Source organism: Bradyrhizobium sp. MI1.7 (genome assembly GCF_055811795.1).
In genome coordinates, this window is sequence record NZ_JBVVPO010000001.1 from 175360 (window position 1) to 196117 (window position 20758).

Annotated in this window: 20 protein-coding genes and 1 pseudogene; 13 read left to right on the top strand and 8 right to left on the bottom strand. The window is 63.2% G+C overall.

Annotation, left to right across the window (positions count from 1 at the left end):
* Positions 1–159: 159 nt before the first annotated feature.
* The 3 genes from AC0L3X_RS00885 to AC0L3X_RS00895 form a co-directional block, all read right to left on the bottom strand.
* Positions 160–2445 carry a COG1361 family protein gene (locus tag AC0L3X_RS00885; protein WP_063983775.1) on the bottom strand — a complete coding sequence of 762 codons (2286 nt, stop codon included), beginning with the start codon at positions 2443–2445 and terminating at the stop codon, positions 160–162.
* A gap of 101 nt (positions 2446–2546) precedes the next feature.
* Positions 2547–2843, bottom strand: a complete 297-nt coding sequence (locus AC0L3X_RS00890; RefSeq protein ID WP_063983776.1) for a hypothetical protein — start codon at positions 2841–2843, stop codon at positions 2547–2549.
* Between the two features lie 396 nt (positions 2844–3239).
* Positions 3240–4202 carry an AraC family transcriptional regulator gene (locus AC0L3X_RS00895; RefSeq protein ID WP_063983777.1) on the bottom strand — a complete coding sequence of 321 codons (963 nt, stop codon included), beginning with the start codon at positions 4200–4202 and terminating at the stop codon, positions 3240–3242.
* 217 nt (positions 4203–4419) lie between these two features.
* Here AC0L3X_RS00895 and AC0L3X_RS00900 point away from each other — a divergent pair, with 217 nt between their 5' ends.
* From AC0L3X_RS00900 to AC0L3X_RS00910, 3 genes are all read left to right on the top strand, one after another.
* Positions 4420–5190 (top strand): alpha/beta hydrolase, encoded by a 771-nt coding sequence (locus tag AC0L3X_RS00900; RefSeq protein WP_063983778.1) that lies wholly within the window; start codon positions 4420–4422, stop codon positions 5188–5190.
* A gap of 175 nt (positions 5191–5365) precedes the next feature.
* Complete coding sequence (locus AC0L3X_RS00905) at positions 5366–6262, top strand: alpha/beta fold hydrolase (RefSeq protein ID WP_063983779.1); 897 nt, start codon at positions 5366–5368, stop codon at positions 6260–6262.
* Between the two features lie 46 nt (positions 6263–6308).
* A complete protein-coding gene (locus tag AC0L3X_RS00910; RefSeq protein WP_063983780.1) occupies positions 6309–6803 on the top strand; it encodes a DUF302 domain-containing protein in 495 nt (164 codons plus the stop codon).
* A gap of 51 nt (positions 6804–6854) precedes the next feature.
* On the opposite strand, the pseudogene AC0L3X_RS00915 reads toward AC0L3X_RS00910, so the two are convergent.
* Both AC0L3X_RS00915 and AC0L3X_RS00920 read right to left on the bottom strand, forming a co-directional pair.
* Positions 6855–7127: pseudogene (locus AC0L3X_RS00915) on the bottom strand (MFS transporter); the annotation flags it as partial.
* Positions 7128–7387: 260 nt separating this feature from the next.
* On the bottom strand, positions 7388–7939 hold the full coding sequence (locus AC0L3X_RS00920; protein WP_187387728.1) for a MarR family winged helix-turn-helix transcriptional regulator: 552 nt from the start codon (positions 7937–7939) through the stop codon (positions 7388–7390).
* 172 nt (positions 7940–8111) lie between these two features.
* Between AC0L3X_RS00920 and AC0L3X_RS00925 the strand changes: the two genes are divergently transcribed.
* The 4 genes from AC0L3X_RS00925 (at position 8112) to AC0L3X_RS00940 (ending at position 12104) form a co-directional block, all read left to right on the top strand.
* Positions 8112–8990, top strand: coding sequence for an NmrA family NAD(P)-binding protein (locus tag AC0L3X_RS00925; protein ID WP_231144855.1), 879 nt, complete (start codon positions 8112–8114; stop codon positions 8988–8990).
* Between the two features lie 127 nt (positions 8991–9117).
* A complete protein-coding gene (locus AC0L3X_RS00930) occupies positions 9118–10263 on the top strand; it encodes a zinc-binding dehydrogenase (protein WP_428841294.1) in 1146 nt (381 codons plus the stop codon).
* A 146-nt stretch (positions 10264–10409) separates the two neighbouring features.
* Positions 10410–11039 (top strand): thiamine pyrophosphate-binding protein, encoded by a 630-nt coding sequence (locus tag AC0L3X_RS00935; protein ID WP_473316208.1) that lies wholly within the window; start codon positions 10410–10412, stop codon positions 11037–11039.
* A gap of 9 nt (positions 11040–11048) precedes the next feature.
* Complete coding sequence (locus AC0L3X_RS00940) at positions 11049–12104, top strand: thiamine pyrophosphate-dependent enzyme (protein ID WP_473316210.1); 1056 nt, start codon at positions 11049–11051, stop codon at positions 12102–12104.
* A gap of 323 nt (positions 12105–12427) precedes the next feature.
* Here the strand turns inward: AC0L3X_RS00940 and guaA are convergent, their stop codons facing one another.
* Positions 12428–14026, bottom strand: a complete 1599-nt coding sequence (gene guaA / locus AC0L3X_RS00945; protein WP_063986430.1) for a glutamine-hydrolyzing GMP synthase — start codon at positions 14024–14026, stop codon at positions 12428–12430.
* Positions 14027–14175: 149 nt separating this feature from the next.
* Here guaA and AC0L3X_RS00950 point away from each other — a divergent pair, with 149 nt between their 5' ends.
* From AC0L3X_RS00950 to AC0L3X_RS00960, 3 genes are all read left to right on the top strand, one after another.
* Positions 14176–14547 carry a nuclear transport factor 2 family protein gene (locus AC0L3X_RS00950; protein WP_063983784.1) on the top strand — a complete coding sequence of 124 codons (372 nt, stop codon included), beginning with the start codon at positions 14176–14178 and terminating at the stop codon, positions 14545–14547.
* 250 nt (positions 14548–14797) lie between these two features.
* Complete coding sequence (locus tag AC0L3X_RS00955; protein ID WP_063983785.1) at positions 14798–15130, top strand: DHCW motif cupin fold protein; 333 nt, start codon at positions 14798–14800, stop codon at positions 15128–15130.
* A gap of 265 nt (positions 15131–15395) precedes the next feature.
* Positions 15396–15605 (top strand): cold-shock protein, encoded by a 210-nt coding sequence (locus tag AC0L3X_RS00960; RefSeq protein WP_008141931.1) that lies wholly within the window; start codon positions 15396–15398, stop codon positions 15603–15605.
* A 225-nt stretch (positions 15606–15830) separates the two neighbouring features.
* Here the strand turns inward: AC0L3X_RS00960 and AC0L3X_RS00965 are convergent, their stop codons facing one another.
* Both AC0L3X_RS00965 and AC0L3X_RS00970 read right to left on the bottom strand, forming a co-directional pair.
* Positions 15831–17129, bottom strand: a complete 1299-nt coding sequence (locus AC0L3X_RS00965; RefSeq protein WP_354131185.1) for an RsmB/NOP family class I SAM-dependent RNA methyltransferase — start codon at positions 17127–17129, stop codon at positions 15831–15833.
* A gap of 111 nt (positions 17130–17240) precedes the next feature.
* Positions 17241–17615, bottom strand: a complete 375-nt coding sequence (locus AC0L3X_RS00970) for an MAPEG family protein (protein WP_063986431.1) — start codon at positions 17613–17615, stop codon at positions 17241–17243.
* Positions 17616–17782: 167 nt separating this feature from the next.
* Here AC0L3X_RS00970 and AC0L3X_RS00975 point away from each other — a divergent pair, with 167 nt between their 5' ends.
* The 3 genes from AC0L3X_RS00975 to AC0L3X_RS00985 all read left to right on the top strand — a co-directional run bounded on the left by AC0L3X_RS00975 (position 17783) and on the right by AC0L3X_RS00985 (position 20747).
* Complete coding sequence (locus AC0L3X_RS00975; protein WP_063983787.1) at positions 17783–18397, top strand: hypothetical protein; 615 nt, start codon at positions 17783–17785, stop codon at positions 18395–18397.
* Between the two features lie 70 nt (positions 18398–18467).
* Positions 18468–19310 carry a metallophosphoesterase family protein gene (locus AC0L3X_RS00980; protein WP_063986432.1) on the top strand — a complete coding sequence of 281 codons (843 nt, stop codon included), beginning with the start codon at positions 18468–18470 and terminating at the stop codon, positions 19308–19310.
* 141 nt (positions 19311–19451) lie between these two features.
* The gene (locus tag AC0L3X_RS00985) at positions 19452–20747 is read left to right on the top strand and encodes an amino acid deaminase (RefSeq protein WP_063983788.1); all 1296 of its coding nucleotides are present in this window, start codon (positions 19452–19454) and stop codon (positions 20745–20747) included.
* Positions 20748–20758: the final 11 nt, after the last annotated feature.

Below are 20758 nucleotides of genomic sequence, written 5' to 3' on the forward strand. Positions count from 1 at the left end.
CCGCTAACCCTTTCCAAGTTTTTTTTTTTATTTCCCGGGGCCAACTGTGGCGGGTTTGGGGGGGGGGGGGGGCTTGGGTGCGGGCCCACCGGCCACCACCGGGGCGCTGGGGCCCTCGCCCATGACACCGATGGTCTTCACCGGACTCTGGCGAAACCGTTACCGCTTTCGCCCAGCGCGCCCCTTTGCCTTCGCCGCGCGTTTGCGGCCTGGGGCGGCTGCTCGCGCCGGTCCGCGTGGCGTACGGCCGCCGGTCTCAGTGGACAGTTCGGGACGCAACCTGGCGAGCTTGGCGCGATCGGGCAGCATGTCGGCAAAACCGTCGATCGCGCGCGGCGCGGTCGTATCGTCGCCGGCCGCAGCCGTTGCGGCGCGCGCGCCTGACGGCACTGCGGTCTGGCTGAGCGCCTGCAACCGCCGGCACGCTTCACCGAGGTGATAGGCATCGCCGCCGAGCGCCACCCATTTGCCGACCTCGGGATGCAGCACGAGATTGGCCGAATGGTTGTCGCTCGCGCTGGTCGGATAGTCGACGAACACGTCGATGCCCGACTGCACGCCAACCATCACGCCCTGCGCCGACCACGACACCGCGACGTCGACGCGGTAGCGGCCCGGTTTCTCGAAGGCGAAGCCCGACGTGCTCCAGAACACCTTCGCTGACGCCGTGACGCTCTTGCCGGGCTCAAGCTCGCCCAGCTTCGCGTGCTCGCACAGGATCACGAACGGCCTGACCGGACGCTCGTGCCCCTCGCCGTCGGTGACGGTGATCGATGCGAACAAGGCCTCGGTGCTGACGTCGTTCGGCGCGCGCAGCGACACGCCGCTCGTGTTCGTCATCGTCCAGGTCAGATCCAGCGGCTGGCCGAGCGCGACGCGGTCGGTTGTGGCCGTCACCGTCAGCGCCAGCTCGGAAGGTTCGAAATCGTGCCGGTCGGCGGCCTGCGGCGCACCGGTCGGGAACCAGCTTGCGAACGGCCATCCGCCTGGACGAATGACCGGATCCGGCATGTGGTTGAGGTGATGGCGGACGTTGGTGTTGTGCGCGAGCGCGATCTGGTCCGGGAACACGCCGGGTGCGCCGGTCGCGGGACCGCCGAGCACGTCCGCCACGCTCGGCGTCGTGGTCATGATCGAGTTGTCGGCCGCCGTCTCCTGCTCCTGGTGGATCTGGTTCAGCGTATGCGTCAGCTCGTGGGTCGCGCTGCGCAGGAACGCGCGCGGCACGTCACGCTGCTTCTTGTTGGCGGCGAGACCGAAGTTCGAGGAGTCCGAGACGGGATAGCCGTCATCGGAGAAGCTGGCGCAGCCTTCGCGGGGTACGCCGATCTGGTCGTACATGATGCCGCGCGAGCACCCGAGTTTTGCGGGCACCACGATCATGTGCACGCGCCATTCGGTGTCCAGATTCGTCGCGGGATTGCGCACGGTCGTCATCAGCGCGTGCAGATCCGCAGAGCTCCAGCAATTGGTCGCCACCACGCCTGATGGCACCGGAACGTTGAGCTGGTCCTGCACCACCGACAGCTGCCAGCCGGTCTTGGCAAAGACCGTATCGAAGAACTCGGTGCCACCGGCACCGTCGGGCACCGGCGCGGGCCGCACGGCTCCGACCAGCGTGTCGATCTCCAGCGTGGCGCGGCGGAAGAACTTCGACACCCAGGCGAGCGTGATGCTTCCCTTGTCCACGCCGCCCTCGAACAGCCGGCCCTGGTAGAACGGGCCGCCGGTCAGGGAGAACGGAAACGGCGCCGGCACCTTTGAAAGCTTCATCGTCACGGTGCGCGACGGCGAAGCCGGGAACGTGCCTTTGAACTGGCCGGCCGGCGGCTGCGTGTAATTGAACTGCTCGGCTGTGATCGTCAGCTCGCACTTCTTCGGCGGCGGGACCGCGACAGGCGCGGACACGCTGGTCACCCTGAGATAGGAATGATAGCGCGCGCGGGGGAAGATGGGGATCCGCGGCCTGCGGATCGGAAACGGAATCAGGGGGTCATCGAGCGCACTGAGCGAACCGGCCAGGCTCGTCAATCCCGAGCCCGCCGCCGCTTCATCTTCGTCCGCGTCGCCCACCGGCACCACGGGCCCCACCGGCGGGATCGGACCGATCACCGGCCGGCGCGAGTAGAGATCGCCGCTGACGATCAGATGGTCGGCGCCGCCGTCGGGTGCCGAGCGATCGACGCGCAGCGTGCCTTCGAAGGTCACGAAGCCCGCGGTCGGCCTGAAGTTGATCTGGTAGCAGCCTTCGCGGAAGTCGAGCCTGCAGAGCCTGAACGGCGGAAACGGCTGCAGATCGGTCGAGGCCGGCTGATCGCCGGACTCCTCGTCGCTGAAGCTGATCTGGCGCGACAGGGGGACCTGCGGCTTCATCGCGGGCTCGACCGATGCCGCGGTCATCTTGGAAAGGCTGCCACTCGATTCATGCTCTGAGCAATTGCACATGTCGTCTTCTCCTCGTTGAAAGGGTGAGACGATCGACGTGAGCATCGGGCTCGTTCGCGGGTACAGCCGCGTTATTTCGGTCAGCTGTGGCGTGCGCAGTCCTACGCGCGCCGATAGGTCACGACACAGCCCTCTGAATCCGTAAACTCAAATCGGTCGGCCTTGAGTGAAATGCGATAGGTCACAAGTTCATCAGTCGCCGTCCCGACGACGAGTGTGTTGGAATCTTCGAGACGGTAGATTCCCGCGTCCCACCACACCATGCCCTGCCCTGGTCCGCGCATGCCGCGGTAGGTGCCGGTCGAGAATGTGAGAGTGGCGGGGTACTTGTCCGCACACGCAGCCGACGTGGATTTGGTCCACGTACCAACCATGCCCTGTTCGTGTTTGTCAGCCATAGTGTCTCCATAGCTCTCATCGGCCGAGCGGCCGATTGGAGGCTATTTCAACATGCCGTTCTGGCGTGTGCAGCTCATTTGAGGCTGATGTGATGGCGGGTGTGTCAAATCGACCAAATTCACCACGTTCAATCACAACAGGTACTCTATCGCAGCATTGACGCAAGCGTGCGTGTGAGATGCTTCACACCGAAGGTGCGACAATTGAGCACCGGCGATGAGAGCGCGATGAAAGCGCGGCGGAGAAGCAGCTCAGTCCGGATCTTGCGAGAGCGGGCTCAAGTCAGAGCCGGCGACAATGAACAGGACATTGGATGGCGCGGTTGGCAGAGGCGTGGTCGCGTTGCAGCTTGGCAGCAGGCCTGACATTCACCGTGGGCACCAACTGACGCAAATTCAATCGGAGACGTTCGCTTCCGAGCCGTGCGGTTGACCTTGGTGTCCATCAAGGCGCTGAGAGGTCCGGTAGCGGCCGGGCGACATGCCATGATGTCGATGAAAGAGTTTTGAAAACGCCGCCGCTGTCTCGTAACCGACCTGGCTCGCGATCCGTGCGATGGGCTCATCGCTGGTTTCGAGCAGGAACGCCGCTTCCGCCATCCGGCGTTCGATCACATAACGATGCATCGACTGGCCGACGAGCTTGGTGAAGCGGGCCGAAAATACCGAGCGGCCGAGCCCCACGCGATGGCCGAGGTCGCTCAGGGTCCAGGGCCGCTCCGGGTTTTCGTGGATCAACTTGAGCGCCGGTCCGATATGCGGGTCCGATATGGCCCCGAGCCAGCCGCCTTGTCCGGGACTGAGAGACGCGATCCAGCTTCGGAGCACCTCGACAAACAGCACTTCCGTCAGTCGTGAGAGCGCGACGCGCTGGCCGGGACGCTCGTGCGCGGACTCACTCACCATGCGCCGCAGGATCGCTTCGAGCCAGCCACCGTCCGCCGTCGGCTTCAACAGAAGCACGGGCGGAAGCATTTCCAGCACGCTGCTGAACGAGGGCCGCGACACGGTGAAATTGCCGCAGATCATGGTCGAGAGCGGCTTGGCACGGCCGCCGTGACGAACGACGCCAAGACGTGCCGACGATCGATCGAGGTCCACAATCTGCAAAGGCTTGGCCCGGCGATCCGAATAAAACACATGGGGCTCGCCGCGTGTGATGACGACAAAATCGCCCTCGGTCATCTGGATTTCTTGTCCGAGTTCGAGCGCGAGGGTCGCGGAGCCCCGACTGAGATAGTGAAACAGCGCGTAGGGGCGCGCCGGCAGCGCCAAATTCCAGGGATGGCCGAGCTCGAAGTGGAACAGCAGCGTCCCACCGAGACGAACGCGATCGAGCACTTGGGCGAGGATGTCCATGCCGCCGAAGTTAGTCCGGTGGACGGTCGGACACAACATCCGGACGATTGATCCCTACCGTCCGAAAAGCCTGCGAACTAGGTCATGTCGCGGCGGGCCGACGTCATGTGCGGCAACCATCTCGCCAACGGCGGATGGAAGAAACCGCGACCAGGCAGGAAACGCCTGTCCATTCCCCCGGACCTTATTCCGTCCGACATATCAACAGGAACAATCAATGCTAAATATCCTTCTCTCAGCCGCCACCGTACTCCTGGCCGGAACGGCATGGGTCGGCCCCGCCCATTCCGCTGAGCTGCCCAAGGGAGCAGCCCACAACATCGTGCTCGTGCACGGCGCTTTCGTGGACCAGACGAGCTGGCAGCCCGTTGCCGATATTCTGTCGAAGAAGGGCTACAACGTCACGCTCGTGGAAAATCCGCTCACTTCGCTCGCCGCTGACGTCGATGCCACCAAACAGGCGCTCGCGAAACAGGACGGCAGGACCGTTCTGGTCGGCCATTCATGGGGCGGCGTGGTGATCACGCAAGCCGGCAACGATCCCAAGGTCTCGGCGCTGGTCTATGTCTCCGCCTTCGCACCGGAGGTCGGTCAATCCCTGGCGTTGCTGGCCAAAGACGGCCCGCAGACCGAAGGCGTCAAGGCGATCCATCCCGACGCGAAGGGCAATCTGTATATCGATCCTAAGTTGTTTCCGTCAGCCGTCGCGGCTGACCTTCCTCCTGAGATCGCCGAGCACCTGGCCAACTCGCAGCTTCCGCTGAGCCTCGCTGCGTTCGAGGCGCCTGTCAGCATTGCGGCCTGGCGCGACAAGCCGACGTTCTACGTCATCACCACGAAGGACAAAGTCATCGCGCCCGAGGTCCAGAAGTTGTTCGCAGCCAGGATGAAGGCTCAGACGACGGAAGTCGCCGGCAGCCATGCCTCGCTCGTGGTCCATGCGAAGGAAGTCGCTGAGGTCATCGAAAAGGCGGCGCTCGCGAAGTGACGAACCTGCTCCCGGCGCTGTCGCGCCGGGAGCGCGCACGCTCGCTCGGAGGAATGCGGAACGCCTCGGACCGCGATGGCGCGAAGCGCCAGCGACATCCTAGAGGAAGGTTTCGGTCGCCGCGCTGCGTGCGTCACCCGCTCGATCATTTCATGCCAAGCATCCGGAGTACGATATGACTCAACTCGACATCGCGAACCAGGACGCCCTCACACTCGAAACGGCGCCAACCCATTACATCGAAGGCCACGGAATCCGCTTCGCCTATCGCCGTCTCGGCCCCACGACTGGAACTCCGCTGGTTCTTCTGCAGCACTTCTCGGGAAACATCGACGGATGGGATCCCGCCGTCGTCAACGCTCTGGCCGCTGATCGCCCCGTGATCGCCTTTGACAACGCAGGGGTCGGCCGGTCGACCGGTCAAACGCCCGACAACGTCGCGACGATGGCACGAGACGCCGTGGATTTCATCGACTTGCTCGGCCTCTCCGAAGTGGACCTGCTTGGCTTCTCCCTCGGCGGCTGCGTCGCTCAGCAGATCGCCGCCGAACACGGACAGCTGGTCCGCAAGCTCATACTCGTCGGTACCGCGCCGAAAGGCGGAGAGGAACACCTGTTAGCGGTTCTGCAGGAAGCGTTTTCCCAAACCGATGCGCCGGACCCCCGCCTGCCGCTGTTCTTCACGAATTCATCCGCCAGCCGGTCGTCCGGCTTGGCCTTCCTGAAGAGGACCAAGGTGCGCAAGGATGATCGGGACACCGATAACGGCAACGCGGTAACCGATCCACAGGCCAAGGCGCTGATCACCTGGTGCGCCACACCTGATCCCGGGCACGCCATTCTGCGCGCTATCCGCCAGCCCGTTCTTGTGGTCAGCGGCAGCCACGACACCATGCTGCCTGCGAACAACGCTTACGCAATGTCTAGGGAACTGAGTAACGCTCAGCTGGTCCTCTATCCCGATTCAGGGCACGGCGCGCTGTTTCAGCACCACGACATCTTCGTCAGCCACGTCCGGACTTTCCTGGATGCCCAACCCGCCCGCGGCCGCATGACACAAGGCGCGTTCTGACGGGATCAGGCGCACTTTATCCATGAGAATTGTTACAGAGGACAAAATGACAATCGCTAAAATCGAAGTAGAGCGCTTCAGCCTCACGAGCTTAAAATCATTCGACACTATTGTGGCGGCGCTCAAGTCGGCGGTCGGGCAGCCCAACATGGTCGAATTTTTCAAGGAAACGAGGGCGACAAATTCCTTCCCGGATTTGGAGCGCGTTGTACGAAGCGGCCTCGGCCGAACGGACCTTATGCTCTTCGCAGAATTTGACTTGGGCGACATTCTGCGTCGCGAAGCCGGATCCAAGACGCCTAAAATCGTACGGCTTGTGATCGGCAATCCACTCATCATGAAAGAAATGGTCAAGCACGTGCCCGATGCTGGATCTTACGCTCCAGTCACGGTGCTCATTGATGAGCGTTCCGATGGCGTGCATGTCTCTTACGACAAAATGGAGAGTTTTCTGCTGCATTATGGCAGCTCGGAAGCCCTCACCGTTGCCCGAAATCTCGATGCGAAAATCACAACCTTGCTACGCGAATGTGCAAGCTAAAACTCCTGATGACGTCTTCGACCAATGGAAGTGCGATGTCCGGCTCGCCAGCTACGCCGTCCGCAGCACCGGCGCGGGCGGCTGCGACGGCCGGATCAGCGCGAACGCGACCTGGATGATGCCACCGGCCAAGCCCAGCGCCACGCCGGTGCGCCAGGCCATGGTGTAGGAGCCGAGCGCGTCGTAGAGAACCCCTCCTCCGTACGCGCCGAGGAAGCTGCCGATCTGGTGGCTCATGAAGGCGAGGCCTTGGATCATCGCCTGCCAGCGCAGGCCGAACATCTCGGCGACCGCGCCCGCGACCAGCGGGCCGACGCCCGTCCACGCGCAAGGAGCGGATAGCCTCGCACATTGAGTGCACTGTCACCGTAATCGCACAGGAGAACCTAGAAGGCTGAATGGACGATCGACAAGGCCCACATCGAGACGCGATGCAGCCGGTGCGGTTGGTCTATTGAGCCCCCGCTCGCTCAGCTGGCCGCACGGTTCGCCGGCAATGACTGGCCCGGACAGCCATTCTACCGGGGCCGCTGGCGGGGGTTCAGGCATGAGACGCTCGGTCCGGCAGCCTCGGCAAACAGAACTCAAGCCCTCTTGTCCCGAGTTACAAGATCCAGCATGCCGCGAAGATCCTCTGAAAATTGCCTTCCGTGCATCTTCTGAAAGCTGGAATCCGCAATCTTCCATAAGGGATAAGCGTCCCCCAGCACCTTGAACCCTTTTTTGGTCAGACCAACAGTACGACTGCGCCGATCCAGGTCCGAAACGTTCACGGCAATCAAACCATCCCGCACGAGAGGCCTCAGATTTTTGCCCATAGTGGTCCGATCCATCACCATCACTTCCGCAAGTTCGTTGACGGAAAGACCGCGTCTCTCATTCAGAACCGCCAGGATCATGTATTGCGTCGAGCGAATGCCCGACGGAGCCAATATCGTGTCGTATATCTGCGTGAGATGGCGGGCTGCCTTGCGGAGATAAAAGCAATTGCAGTCCCGTACGCTAATTCGCTCCACCGATATCTCCAGAATTTCAACAACACACACATACACGAGATTGAGCTCGTGTTCTACTTCCTGTCGGACACCTCCGCGATGAACGAAGCAAGGGCGATCCACGACGCCGGGACCTTGCATCCAGGCTTCGCTATGCAGGACACTCCCACCACTGCTCGTGTATGTCAGCAACCGGACCGAACTCTAAATCTTTTCCAGCAATTCGCCCTCACAGTCAGTTGACTACCCCTTTTCGATATATGTGCATATGCTCATATATAGGTGCATATGCACCTATTGAAGAGAAACTCGGATGGCTGATCCACTGTATTTGATCTCCGGCGCCACCGGAACGACGGGCAGAGCCGCCGTCACAGCGCTAAGGCATGCGGGAAAACGTGTTCGAGCCGTCGTCCATAAGGAGGACGCGCGAGCGGAAGCACTCCGCGAACAAGGTGCTGAAACCATTGTCGGCGAATTGCTAGACTTGGACCAAATGCGGGCCGCGATGGAAGGCGTCAGAGGCGCTTATTTCGTGTACCCTTTCAAACCGGGCCTTATTGGTGCGGCTGCGTTCTTTGCACAGGCTGCGATCGAGGCGGGCGTGGAATCGATCGTCAATATGTCGCAGAAGCCCGCACGCCGGGAGACGAAGAGCGAAGCGTCTCGCGATCATTGGATCACCGAACAGGTGTTTGATTGGTCTGACGTTCCCACCACTCACATACGGCCGACGTTTTTCGCCGAATGGCTTCTCTATCCGATGGACGGTTGGAACGTAAAAGCAGGCGTCATCGAGTTCCCGTTTGCGGATGGGCGGCACGCGCCGATAGCCGGAGAAGACCAGGGCCGCGTTATCGCTGCAGTGTTGCAAGACCCGAAGTCTCACGCAGGCAAGGTGTACCCACTGTACGGTCCCGTCGAACTCAATCACTACGAAATCGCAGAGAAGCTGACGAAAACGCTAGGTCGGCCCTTTGTTTACAGGCCACTCACAATTCCAGCGTTTCGCGCGCGCATGGAGAATAGTGGGCAGCTTCCACGATTTGTGCAGCACATCGTTTCTGTCGCACAGGACTATCAGGAAGGCATCTTTGCCGGCACCAACAATGTCGTCGAAGATCTCACCGGCAGACGGCCCCTGACTGTCGAGCAGTTTGCCGATACCAATCGCGCTAGATTTGCCAAGTAAAATCAGGACGACAATCTGCGCCTTCTCGCGGAGATTTCGTTCCCCTCGCTGGCACTACCGCCTTGTGTGCGGAATGTGCCCGAATCACTTCAGACGGCCGGATCATCCGGCGATCAAGGAGACTGTCATGTCGAGCATGGGAAAGACGGGTCTACAACTGCGCTCGTTGATCAAGGCGAGTGGCGAGCTGGAAATTTCGCTCGTAGACGTGCCGACGCCCGAGCCCGGTGCCGATGAGGTTGTGGTGCGAATCGAGGCGACGCCGATCAATCCGTCCGACCTCGGCTTGCTGACCGGCACCGCCGATCTCACCACTATCAAGGCCTCAGGGACCAACCATCACCCTATCGTCACCGCGAAAGTGCCGGAAACGACCATGCCGGCGATGGCAGGGCGCCTCGATCAATCGCTGCCGATCGGCTTTGAGGGCGCCGGCATCGTCATCATGACGGGCTCGTCCGATACAGCGAAGGCCCTGATGGGCAGGACAGTCGCGATATTCGGCGGCGCGATGTATGCGCAATATCGCTGCCTGAAAGTAGCGGACTGCCTGCCGCTGCCCGACGGCACGACGCCGGCCGAAGGCGCCTCTTGCTTCGTCAATCCGCTGACCGCGCTCGGCATGACCGAGGCGATGCGGACCGAGGGCCATACCGCATTGGTGCACACCGCCGCCGCCTCGAATCTCGGACAGATGCTGAACAAGATCTGTCTCAAGGACGACATTTCGCTCGTCAATATCGTGCGCAACGCGGAACAGGCGTCGATCCTGCGCAATATCGGCGCCAGGCATGTGATCGACTCAACCTCCGCGACCTTCATGGATGAACTGAGCGCTGCACTTGTTGAGACCGGTGCGACGATCGCTTTTGACGCGATCGGCGGCGGCAAGCTCGCGAGTCAAATCCTGAGCGCTATGGAGGCGGCCATCAACAACTCCGGTAAGTACCCCTATAGCCGCTATGGCTCGACAGTCCACAAGCAGGTCTATATCTACGGCACGCTCGATCCTCGGCCGACTGAGATCACCCGTTCCTTCGGCACCGCTTGGGGCCTAGGCGGCTGGCTGTTGATGCCGTTCCTGGCGAAGATCGGGCAGGCCGGCTCACAGAGGCTGCGCCAGCGCGTCGTCGATGAACTCAAGACCACGTTCGCAAGCTACTACACCAAAGTAGTGTCGTTGGCCGAAGCGCTCGATCCGGCCAACATCGCGGTCTACGTCAAACGGGCAACTGGCGAAAAATTCCTTATCAACCCGAACAAAGGTAAGTGACACCGCTCCTCGGATCATTTCGCCAGAACCGCTCATAAGCGTCGGTATGTCTCAGCAAGTCTGCGCTTAAGATCACCAGCTCTATCGAGGGACCATTTGCGCGGCGGATCGGCCCGTCAAGTCACATCACGCCTAAGGAGCCACCAATGTTGAAGCGCTTTTCCGAGCTAAACGAACGGAGCGCGCGCCGCGGCGCGGACGTCTTGCTCGAAATACTCTCCAGTGAGGGCGTTGAATACATATTCGGGAATCCAGGGACGACCGAACTTCCGTTGATCGACGCACTGCTGCGTAAGCCGGATTTGAAATATATCCTGGCGTTACAAGAAGCCTCAGCGGTTGCCATGGCGGATGGATATGCCCAGGCTGCTCGGCGGCCCGCCTTCCTGAACCTGCACACAGCTGGCGGTCTCGGGCATGGGATGGGAAATCTGCTCAATGCGAGCGTGTCCCAAACCCCGATGGTTGTCACGGCGGGCCAGCAGGACTCACGACATACGGTGTCAGATCCACTGCTGTTCGGTGATCTCGTGCGGATCGCAGAACCGGCGGTGAAGTGGGCGCGCGAAGTCGCGACCGTTGATCAATTGCCTGTTCTCGTGCGGCGCGCTTTCCACGATGCCAGCGCCGCTCCAGCGGGTCCTGTGTTTCTGTCGTTGCCGATGGATGTCATGGAGGAGATGAGCACAGTTGGCATTGAGGGCCGCTCTCACATCGACCGAAATGCGGTTGCAGGCTCGCTCCCACAGCTCGCGCAACACCTCGCCGCGGTGTAGCCCGGCCGCTTGGCGATCATCGCCGGCGATGAGGTTCACACCAGCGAGGCGGCCGAGGAAGTGGCAGCTGCGGCCGAAGCTCTGGGCGCGCCGGTATATGGATCTTCATGGCCATCGCACATTCCATTCCCGACTTCTCACCCGCTTTGGGCGGGGAATTTTCCGACCGTGGCCCGAGGCATGGCCGAGATCCTTTCCCGCTACGACGCGATCTTTGCACTCGGCGGGAAATCACTGATCACCATCCTCTACACCGAGGGCTCTGCTGTCCCGCCCGGATGCGACGTGTTCCAACTGTCGGCTGACGTGCGCGATCTCGGCCGTACCTATGTGACCAAGCTCTCGGTCGTCGGCGAGATCAAGGCCTCGCTCAAGGCTCTTTTGCCGCATCTTTCCGAGGCGACGAAAAGCAATCGTGGCGCGTACGCGACGCTGCTTCAGAAGGCTCAGGAGGAACGGGCTGCGCAACGGCGGTCGCTCTCAGAAATGGCGGATGCTGAGATGAATCGCACTCTGACCACGCCACTGGTCGCTGCACGGGAGGCGGTACGCGCGATCGGACCGGATGTCGCGATCGTCGACGAGGCTGTCGCCACGTCAGGCCATGTTCGAAAATTCCTCAACAGCCAATCACCGAACCAGTACTCGTTCATACGCGGCGGTGGACTCGGCTGGGGTATGCCGGCGGCCGTCGGCTGTTCGCTTGGACTCGGTCGCGCCCCCGTCGTTTGCCTCGTCGGAGACGGAGCGGCGATGTATTCCCCACAGGCGCTTTGGACCGCTGCCCACGAGAAGCTCCCCGTGACCTTCGTCGTGATGAACAATCGCGAGTACAACGTCCTCAAGAACTTCATGAGAACGCAGGCAGACTATGTAGCCGCGAAGACGAACCGCTTCATCGCCATGGACATTCAACAGCCAGAGATTGACTATCTGTCATTGGCTCGCGCGATGGGGGTGCCCGCGCGACGGGTGGAACGAGCAGCCGATATCGCGCCGGCAATCGAGGACGGAATCGCGAGCGGCAACACGAATCTGGTTGAGGTTCCGATCAGCGTCGGCTGATCCGCGCGCAAGCCTCGCCGACGGAAGCCAATACATGGCGGACGGGCTATGGACGAAGGACGACACGGTCCAGATGCTGCGCAGCCAAGCGTTTGGGCTGGCATGTCTGTGTCAATGCGAAGACCGGGATTGCGAATTTGAGCAACACAAAGTCGCGAAGGTTGGGGTGGGCCTGACGGCGCATGGGCGCCGTTCGAAGAGCGGGAAGACGCCCGACAGAGCGGCGGATCTGTGAGTCGCTTAAAATCTATCGACTGCTATCGATGGCCTAGGATTCGCTCGAGTGTCCTCTGCTATCCGATACTACTCCACGGTACTCCCCTTCACTCCCACTCAATCGTCCCGGGCGGCTTGCTCGTCACGTCGTACACCACCCGGTTCACGCCCTTCACCTCGTTGATGATGCGCGTGGCGGTCTCGCCCAGAAACTTCATGTCGAACTGGTAGAAGTCCGCGGTCATGCCGTCGGTGGAGGTTACTGCGCGGAGGCCCACGACGTAGTCGTAGGTGCGGCCGTCGCCCATGACGCCCACTGTCTTGACCGGGAGCAGCACGGCGAAGGCCTGCCAGATGTCGTCGTAGAGGCCGTGCTTGCGGATCTGGTCGATGTAGACGGCATCGGCCTTGCGCAGGATGTCGAGCTTGTCGCGGGTGATGTCGCCGGGGCAGCGGATGGCGAGGCCGGGGCCCGGGAACGGGTGGCGGCCGACGAAGATTTCGGGCAGGCCGAGCTCGCGCCCTAACTTGCGCACCTCGTCCTTGAACAGCTCGCGCAGCGGCTCGACGAGCTTCATGTTCATGCGCTCGGGCAGACCGCCGACATTGTGGTGCGACTTGATCGTCACCGAGGGGCCGCCGGTGAAGGAGACGCTCTCGATCACGTCAGGATAGAGCGTGCCCTGCGCCAGGAAGTCAGCGCCGCCGATCTTCTTAGCTTCAGCCTCGAACACCTCGATGAAGAGGCGGCCGATGGTCTTGCGCTTGGTCTCGGGGTCGGTGACGCCTTCGAGCTCGCCGAGGAATTGCTTCGAGGCATCCACATGCACGAGCGGGATGTTGTAGTGGTGGCGGAACAGATCAACCACGGTCTTGGCTTCGTCGAGGCGCAGCATGCCGTGATCGACGAACACACAAGTGAGCTGGTCGCCGATGGCTTCGTGGATCAGCACGGCCGCGACGGCTGAATCGACGCCGCCGGAGAGGCCGCAGAGCACCTTGCCCTTGCCGACCTGGGCGCGGATCTTTGCGATCTCCTCCTCGCGGAAGGCGCGCATGGTCCAGTCGCCGGAAAGGCCGGCGATCTTGCGGACGAAATTGCGGATCAGCTTGGCGCCGTCGGGCGTGTGCACCACTTCGGGGTGGAACATCAGGCCGTAGTACTTGCGCGTCTCGTCCTGGATGATCGCGAACGGCGCGTTCGGCGAGGTGCCGGCCACCGAGAAGCCCGGCGGCATTTTTGTGATGCGATCGCCATGGCTCATCCAGACCTGGTTCTTGCCGCCCGGCGACCAGACGTCCTCGAACAGCTTGCTCGGCGCCTTGACCTCGACATCGGCGCGACCGAACTCGCGGTGATGGCCGCCCTCGACGGTGCCGCCGAGTTGCTCCGCCATGGTCATCTGGCCGTAGCAGATGCCGAGCACCGGCACGCCGGAGGCGAAGATCAACTGCGGGGCGCGCGGGGAGCCCGCTTCATGCACCGACTCAGGGCCGCCGGAGAGGATCACCGCTTTCGGCTTCATCTCCTTGAAGGCCTCTTCGGCCCTGTTGAACGGGACGATCTCGCAATAGACGCCGTCCTCGCGCACGCGACGCGCGATCAGCTGCGTCACCTGGCTGCCGAAGTCGACGATGAGAATCTTGTCGTGCGCCGAGGCCACCGAGGGCGTCGACGCGGAGCGGTCGTTCTGTGCTGCTGTCATGGCCAGCAAATACGCGACCGTGCCCCTGCCCGCAACCGCGCGATGCGCGCGCCCACATTCTTCTTTGGGCATGGACAAACGGATATAGGTCAGTATTATTGACCTAATATGCCCTCACGCCAAACAGGGGGCAATCAGGGGAGAACGCCATGCCACAGCACCATCAGCCATCGACGCTCGCCGCGCTCGGCCGGACCTGGGTCGAGGCCTGGAACGCGCGGGATCTCGAGCGCGTGCTGACGCTCTACGCCGAGGACACCGTGATGACCTCGGACCGCATCCCCGCGATGGGGTTCGATGCCAGCGGCACCGTGCGCGGCAAGGACGCGTTGCGGGCGTATTGGGGCAAGGCGCTCGCCCTGCTGCCGGAGCTGCATTTTACACTGATCGACCTGTTCGTCAGCCCTGACAGCGTCGTGGTGTTTTACGAGAACGAGCGGGGGAAGAAGATCTGCGAGTATCTGCGGGTGAATGCAGCGGGGCTGATTTTGCAGGGGTCGGCGAACCATTTGGCGCAGTGACGCTTGCGCGCATTGCTGTCGGCCACGCGCTTATCGTGTGCAGACGGTGCCGCCCCACCCACCGCTGTCATTCCCCGCGCCAGCGGGGAATCCAGTACGCCGCGGCTTTTCCGCATCACGGCGCGGCCTCTGGAATACTGGATCGCCCGATCAAGTCGGGCGATGACACCGAGTATCGCTCACGATGACGGAGACTGCCGGACGGGCGTGCGCTAACACTGCGCCCGCCGGCTCTGACATAGGATTCCCCATGAAACTCCCCGCCTCCCCCTTCACCGTCACAGACTGGAGCAAGGTCGAGGCCACCACGCATCCCGGCGAGACCGGGCAGGCCAAGTGGCGGACGCTCAACATCGGCGATCTCCGGGTGCGGATGGTCGAGTATTCGCCGGGCTATCTCGCCGACCATTGGTGCGACCGCGGCCACGTGCTCTACGTGCTCGAGGGCGAGCTCGACAGCGAGCTGCGCGACGGGCGGAAATTCAAGCTCACCGCGGGGATGAGCTACCAGGTCTCGGACTTCGGCGACGCCGCGCACCGGTCCTCGACGGCCACGGGGGCGACGCTTTTCATCGTGGATTGAGGGCTGTCGGGCGGCTCATTTGCACCGCAAAATAGCAAAGCCGCGCCACATGCCGGCCCACGGGTGGTGCCTTGAAGTAGCCCCAAATTCTCGCTATATTGTGATCATCGATACTTGGCCGAACGACTGGGCCGCTTCGCTTCGTTGCAGACGGGCGCGCACGCTTCAGATGACTTCCCCAAACATCGACTGAACAGGATCATGGGCGCAATTTCGCGTACCGGTCCACGTGCGTATCCTCTCTAACTAACTAAAGGAAATTCCCATGGCTATGGGCACCGTGAAGTGGTTCAACACCCAAAAGGGTTATGGTTTCATCCAGCCGGATGACGGCCAGAAGGACGTGTTCGTTCACATCAGCGCCGTCGAGCGCGCTGGCCTCTCCTCCCTCAACGAGGGTCAGAAGGTCTCGTTCGACATCGTCGCCGACCGCCGCAGCGGCAAGTCGTCGGCTGACAATCTCCGCGTCGGCTAACGCCCACGCACCGTTCTGACCACGGACGTACCGGCAGAACGTCGAGTTAGAAAGCCCCGCGAGCTTCGGTTCGCGGGGTTTTTGTTTTGGGGAACTGCGGCGCGGCACACGCGGTGCCGTAGGGTGGGCAGAGGCGCGCTCTTCGCGCGCCGTGCCCACCATCTTTCACACTGCGAATGGTGGGCACGCTTCGCTTTGCCCACCCTACGAGGGTCACTACGAGAGCTACGTCTTCTTCAGCACCGAGACGAAGAACCCGTCCGTCCCCGTTCGCCGTGGCGTCATCAGCCAGCCTTCATCCGACTGCAGCGCGGCCTTTGCGAAATCCTCCGCCTTGTCCCAGAGCACGCTTGCGGTCTGCTCCGGCGGCACGACGGCGAACTCGGGATGGCGGGCGGTGAACGCCCTCACCTGCTCGCCGTTCTCTTCCGCCAGCACCGAACAGGTGATGTAGGCGATACGGCCGCCGGCCTTGACCAGCGGCACGGCGCGCTCCAGCACCTCGGCCTGATCGCGCAGGCGGATCTCCAGCGCGCCGGGGCGCATGCGCCATTTGGCGTCGGGGTTGCGGCGCCAGGTGCCGGTTCCCGTGCAGGGCGCGTCGATCACGACGAGGTCGGTGGTGCCGCTGATGTCGGCCAGCGGATCGGCCTCGCCCTTGGGCGTGCGGACATCGGCATTGTGGACGCCGGCGCGCGACAGGCGTTCGTGGATCGGGGCAAGCTGGCGCTTGTCGTTGTCGGTGGCGATCAGCCGTCCCTTGCCCTGCATCATGGCTGCGAGCGCCAGCGTCTTGCCGCCGGCGCCGGCGCAGAGATCGATCACCTGCTCGCCGGGTTTTGCCGCGGTGAAGCTCGCCGCAAGTTGCGATCCCTCATCCTGCACTTCAACGGCGCCCTTGATGAAATCCTCCTCCGCCTGGAGGCCGGGATTGCGCGCATCGGCCGAAAGCTCGATGCGCAGGCCGTTTGCGGACCATGGCGTCGGTTCCGCATGAAGATGAGCAAGCCCGCGCAGCACCTTGTCGCGATTGGATTTTAGCGTGTTGACGCGCAAATCCAGCGGCGCCCGGCTCGCCATCGCGGCCGCCTCCGCGGCGCGGTCCTCGCCGAACACTTTTGCAAAGTACGGGTCGAGCCAATCAGGATAATCCCCGACGATCGCAGCCGGCGCGTCCTTGAGGGAACGCGAGGTCAGCGCGGCCTGCTCGGCCTCGGTCAGCGGCGCCGGTGCAAACCGGCTGCCGTCGAACAGCGCGCCCATGGTGGCCGCGTCCATGTTGCGCTCGAGGCGGAGCATGCCGATCAGCCGGGCGCGTGCGGTGTCGGCGTCCATCAGGAAAGCGCTCGAGGCATATCGGCGCAGCACGTCCCAGACGAGGCCCGCGATGGCGGCGCGGTCGCCGGAGCCGGCGAAGCGGTGCGCGGTGCCCCACTCCTTGAGCGCCTTGGCCGCCGGCACGCGGTCCTTCTCGATGGTGTCAATCAGTTCGATGGCTGCGGACAGCCGGGCAGCGGGAGTCATTTGAATCTTTCAGGTCAGGATTGGCTATTTTTGTTTTGCGCATGATCTTGTCGGAAAACCGGTATCCACTTTGCGCTAACGCGGCCCTCCGGGTCCGGATCATGCGCGCGCCTAGATCAACAACAGCATCTTCAGCGCGAAGTAGATCCACATCGCGAGCAGTACAAGCACACCCGCGAGCCAGATCGTGGAGCGCCGGCCGGGATCGTTGGAGGAGACGAACACGCCGGCATGGGCGAAGCGCGTCACCACGAACACCCAGGACATCAGCACGATGAAGAGATCGGCATGGCGCAAGGGCAGCGCCAGGGCGATCAGCGCGTAGAACAGCACCGGCAATTCGAACTGCTCGCCCAGCGCAATGTCGCGGCTCTTGGTCTCGCCGGAGACCAGCGAGCGCCGGCGCGCCAGTACCATTCCGATCAGGAGTGCGAAGGTGAGACCGACCTGCACGAAGACAGGCAGCAAAACCATTTGGATGGACATCGGAACTTTCCCGTCAGGCGGAACACCGCGGACCGTCATTAGCCGCGACTGCTGGCGCTGACAATCAACGAGTTGAACCGGTGTTCCCGGTCCCGCGACCAAAGGCCGATAGTTAAAGCGATTTCGGCCCCTGGGACCGCAAGGCGAGCTAGCGCCAAGAGACTGACATGAACACCCTCTCCAGCCTTTTGACCGAATCCGCGGACGGCCGGCTCGGCGTCCTGATGTCGGCACTAGCGGGAATCGCGGCCGCGCTCGCGGTCGCGCTGGCGATGACGGTGTACTTCCGCCTGAGCTACCGGAGCTGGCGCGACGTCGTCAGGCATGGCCTCGCCACTCTGGCCGCGCTCGCCCTGTTCGCCTTTGCCGCCTACGACATGCGCCACGCCGCGCTGGCCTATCTCGGCCTCAATCCCTCCAAGCCGGCGGTCGAGTTCGAGATCCGGATGCCGAGGGAAACACTCACGGCTGTGTCCGACAGCCAGATCGAGCTGCACACCGACCGCAACCAGACGCTGGCGCTGGTCGACGGCGTGCGCGAGCTCGGTGATGGCCGCTCCGTGCTGCGCGGCGCCGTGGCGCTCAACCACCGCACCGCCGACCGCGTGCTGGTCGTGAACCTGCCCGGCAAGGGCACCTTTGAATTCCGCCTCCGCCTGCCCGCCGAGCCGCACCGGTCCGAGCAGTTCGGACCCTGGCACCTCGCCGACCGCATCGCCTCGCCGGCCACCGGCAGCGTCGCTCCGCAGGACGCCTACACGATCCGCTATCGCGTGCTTTAAACTTTGTTTCATGGCGATGCATGCGCGCGCCGTCATCGTTCCGACGTGCGACAACGCGTATGCTGATGCCATGTCCGAATTTCGCCTCACGCAGATTTCCGACACCCATCTCGGCCGGCGCTTCCCCGGCCTGATCGCAAATTTCGATCGCGTCAGCGAGCATATCGACGCTGATAGACCCGACCTCGTCGTCAACACCGGCGACGTCTCCTTCGACGGGCCGACAAGTCGCGACGATGTCGAATTCGCCAAGAGCCGGCACGACGCCCTGCCCGTCGCCTGCCGCTACATTCCCGGCAATCACGACATCGGCGACAATCCGACCGCGATCGGGCCTGCGCCAAAGCCGCCGGTTGAGGAAAAGCACCGCCAACAATTCCGCGACATCATCGGCGAGGACCATTGGTCGTTCGAAGCGGCCGGCTGGCACTTCATCGGTCTGAACTCGCTGGTGATGAATTCCGGGCTCGCCTTCGAGGCCGAGCAGTTCGACTGGTTGTCCCGGGAAATGGCGCGCATCAACGGCAGGCCGATCGCGCTGTTCGTGCACAAGCCGATGTTTCTCAACCTGCCCGATGACCCCGAGACGCCGGAGACCTCGATCCGCTACGTGCCGCAGCCGGCACGGGCGCGCCTGATCGAGATGTTCTCGACCGTGGACCTGCGCCTCATCGCCAGCGGCCATGTGCACCAGCGGCGCGACTTCACCTACCGCCACACCCGCCATGTCTGGGCGCCGTCGGCCGGCTTCAGGATCAACGACGCGCGCCAGGACCGCATCGCGATCAAGGAAGTCGGGCTCGTCGAATACCGCTTCCGGCCGAACAGTTTTGAAGTTCGTCACGTCAGGGCCGCGGGCCAGGTCGATGTCGATATCGAGGAGCTGCTCGCCCAGATGGGCGGCGAGCACTAGCCCAATTCACGGGCACAACACCTTACCAAATTACCTCCCCGCATCGAATTCGCGCCAAGATTGGCTAGAATCCGCTAATGACAACGTTGTCATTCCGACCTATCGTTCCCGAGCGGTCGAGGGGCCGCTGAGGGAGCGACGATGCAGTTCTTGTCCCGGTGGGAGAGCCAACGTTTTTCAACGACCACGCGGGGCATCCCCCTGGTCGATGGCCTGCCGATCGAGGAGATCGCCCGCCAGAATTGGCAGCCCTCCCGCGGCGATCTCGCTCTGCCCGCCCTCACCCTCGATGAAGCCGCCTTCGCGGCCAACCGCGACCTCTTCCTGCGCTGGTGCAGGAGCGCCGGCGTTGCCGTTGCGCCCCACGCCAAGACGCCGATGTCGCCAGAGCTCGCCCAGTCGCTGCGTGAGGCCGGCGCCTGGGGCACGACGGTTGCCAACATCCAGCAGGCCGCCGTGCTGCTCGCGAGCGGCGAGCGGCGCCTGCTTCTGGCCAATGAGATCGGCGGGCTCGCGGCCGGCCGGCGGCTCGGCGCGTTGCTCGGCGCCTATCCCGACGTCGAATTTCACGCCTTCGCGGATTCACCGGCGGCGGTCGCAGCACTGGCTGAAGCGGCCCGGATTGCGGGCCGCAGCGAATTGTCCGTGCTGGTCGAGCTCGGTGCGGGCCGCGCGGGCGCGCGAGATCGCGCCACGGTCGAAGCGACGATTGCCGCGGTGCTCGCGGCCGACGGCCTCCTGCTCGGCGGCGTCGCCACTTACGAAGGCGCGGTCGCAACGCCCGATGCCGACGAGACGATGCGCGCGATCGCGGCGCTGATGGAGCGCACCATCGCGGCCTTCGCGCTGGTACGTCATGCTGCCCCGGGCCGGCCGCTGATCATCAGCTCCGGCGGCTCGGCCTATTTCGACGTCGTCGCCCGCGCGCTCACACCGAGCGCGCAGGCCGACGGCAACGCCAGCGTCCTCTTGCGCTCAGGCGCCCTGTTCTTTGCCGATCACGGCATTTACGCGCGCGCTTTCGCCGAGCTCGACCGTCGCGGCGGTCTCCTCATCGACGGCGCGCCGCACTCGGCGGCCGAGGGTTTCCGGCCTGCGTTGACACTTTGGGCCGAGGTGTTGTCGCGGCCGGAGGCAAGCCTCGCGATAGCGGGCTTCGGTATGCGCGATGCCTCCTTCGATCAGGGATTGCCGGTGCCGCTACGCGTCTTCCGCGACGGCGTCGAACAACAAGGGCTTGCCGAGACCTTGTCGGTCACCCGTCTCAATGACCAGCATGCGTTCCTGTCCGTCGCGCCCGATGGCACGCTTGCGGTCGGCGACGTCATCGCCTTCGGCATCTCGCATCCCTGCACCTGCCTCGACCGCTGGCGCGTGATCCTCGGCCTCGACGCCGACGGCGTCGTGACGCGCGCCCTCCCCACCCAGTTCGGCTGAGGCGGCGCGCC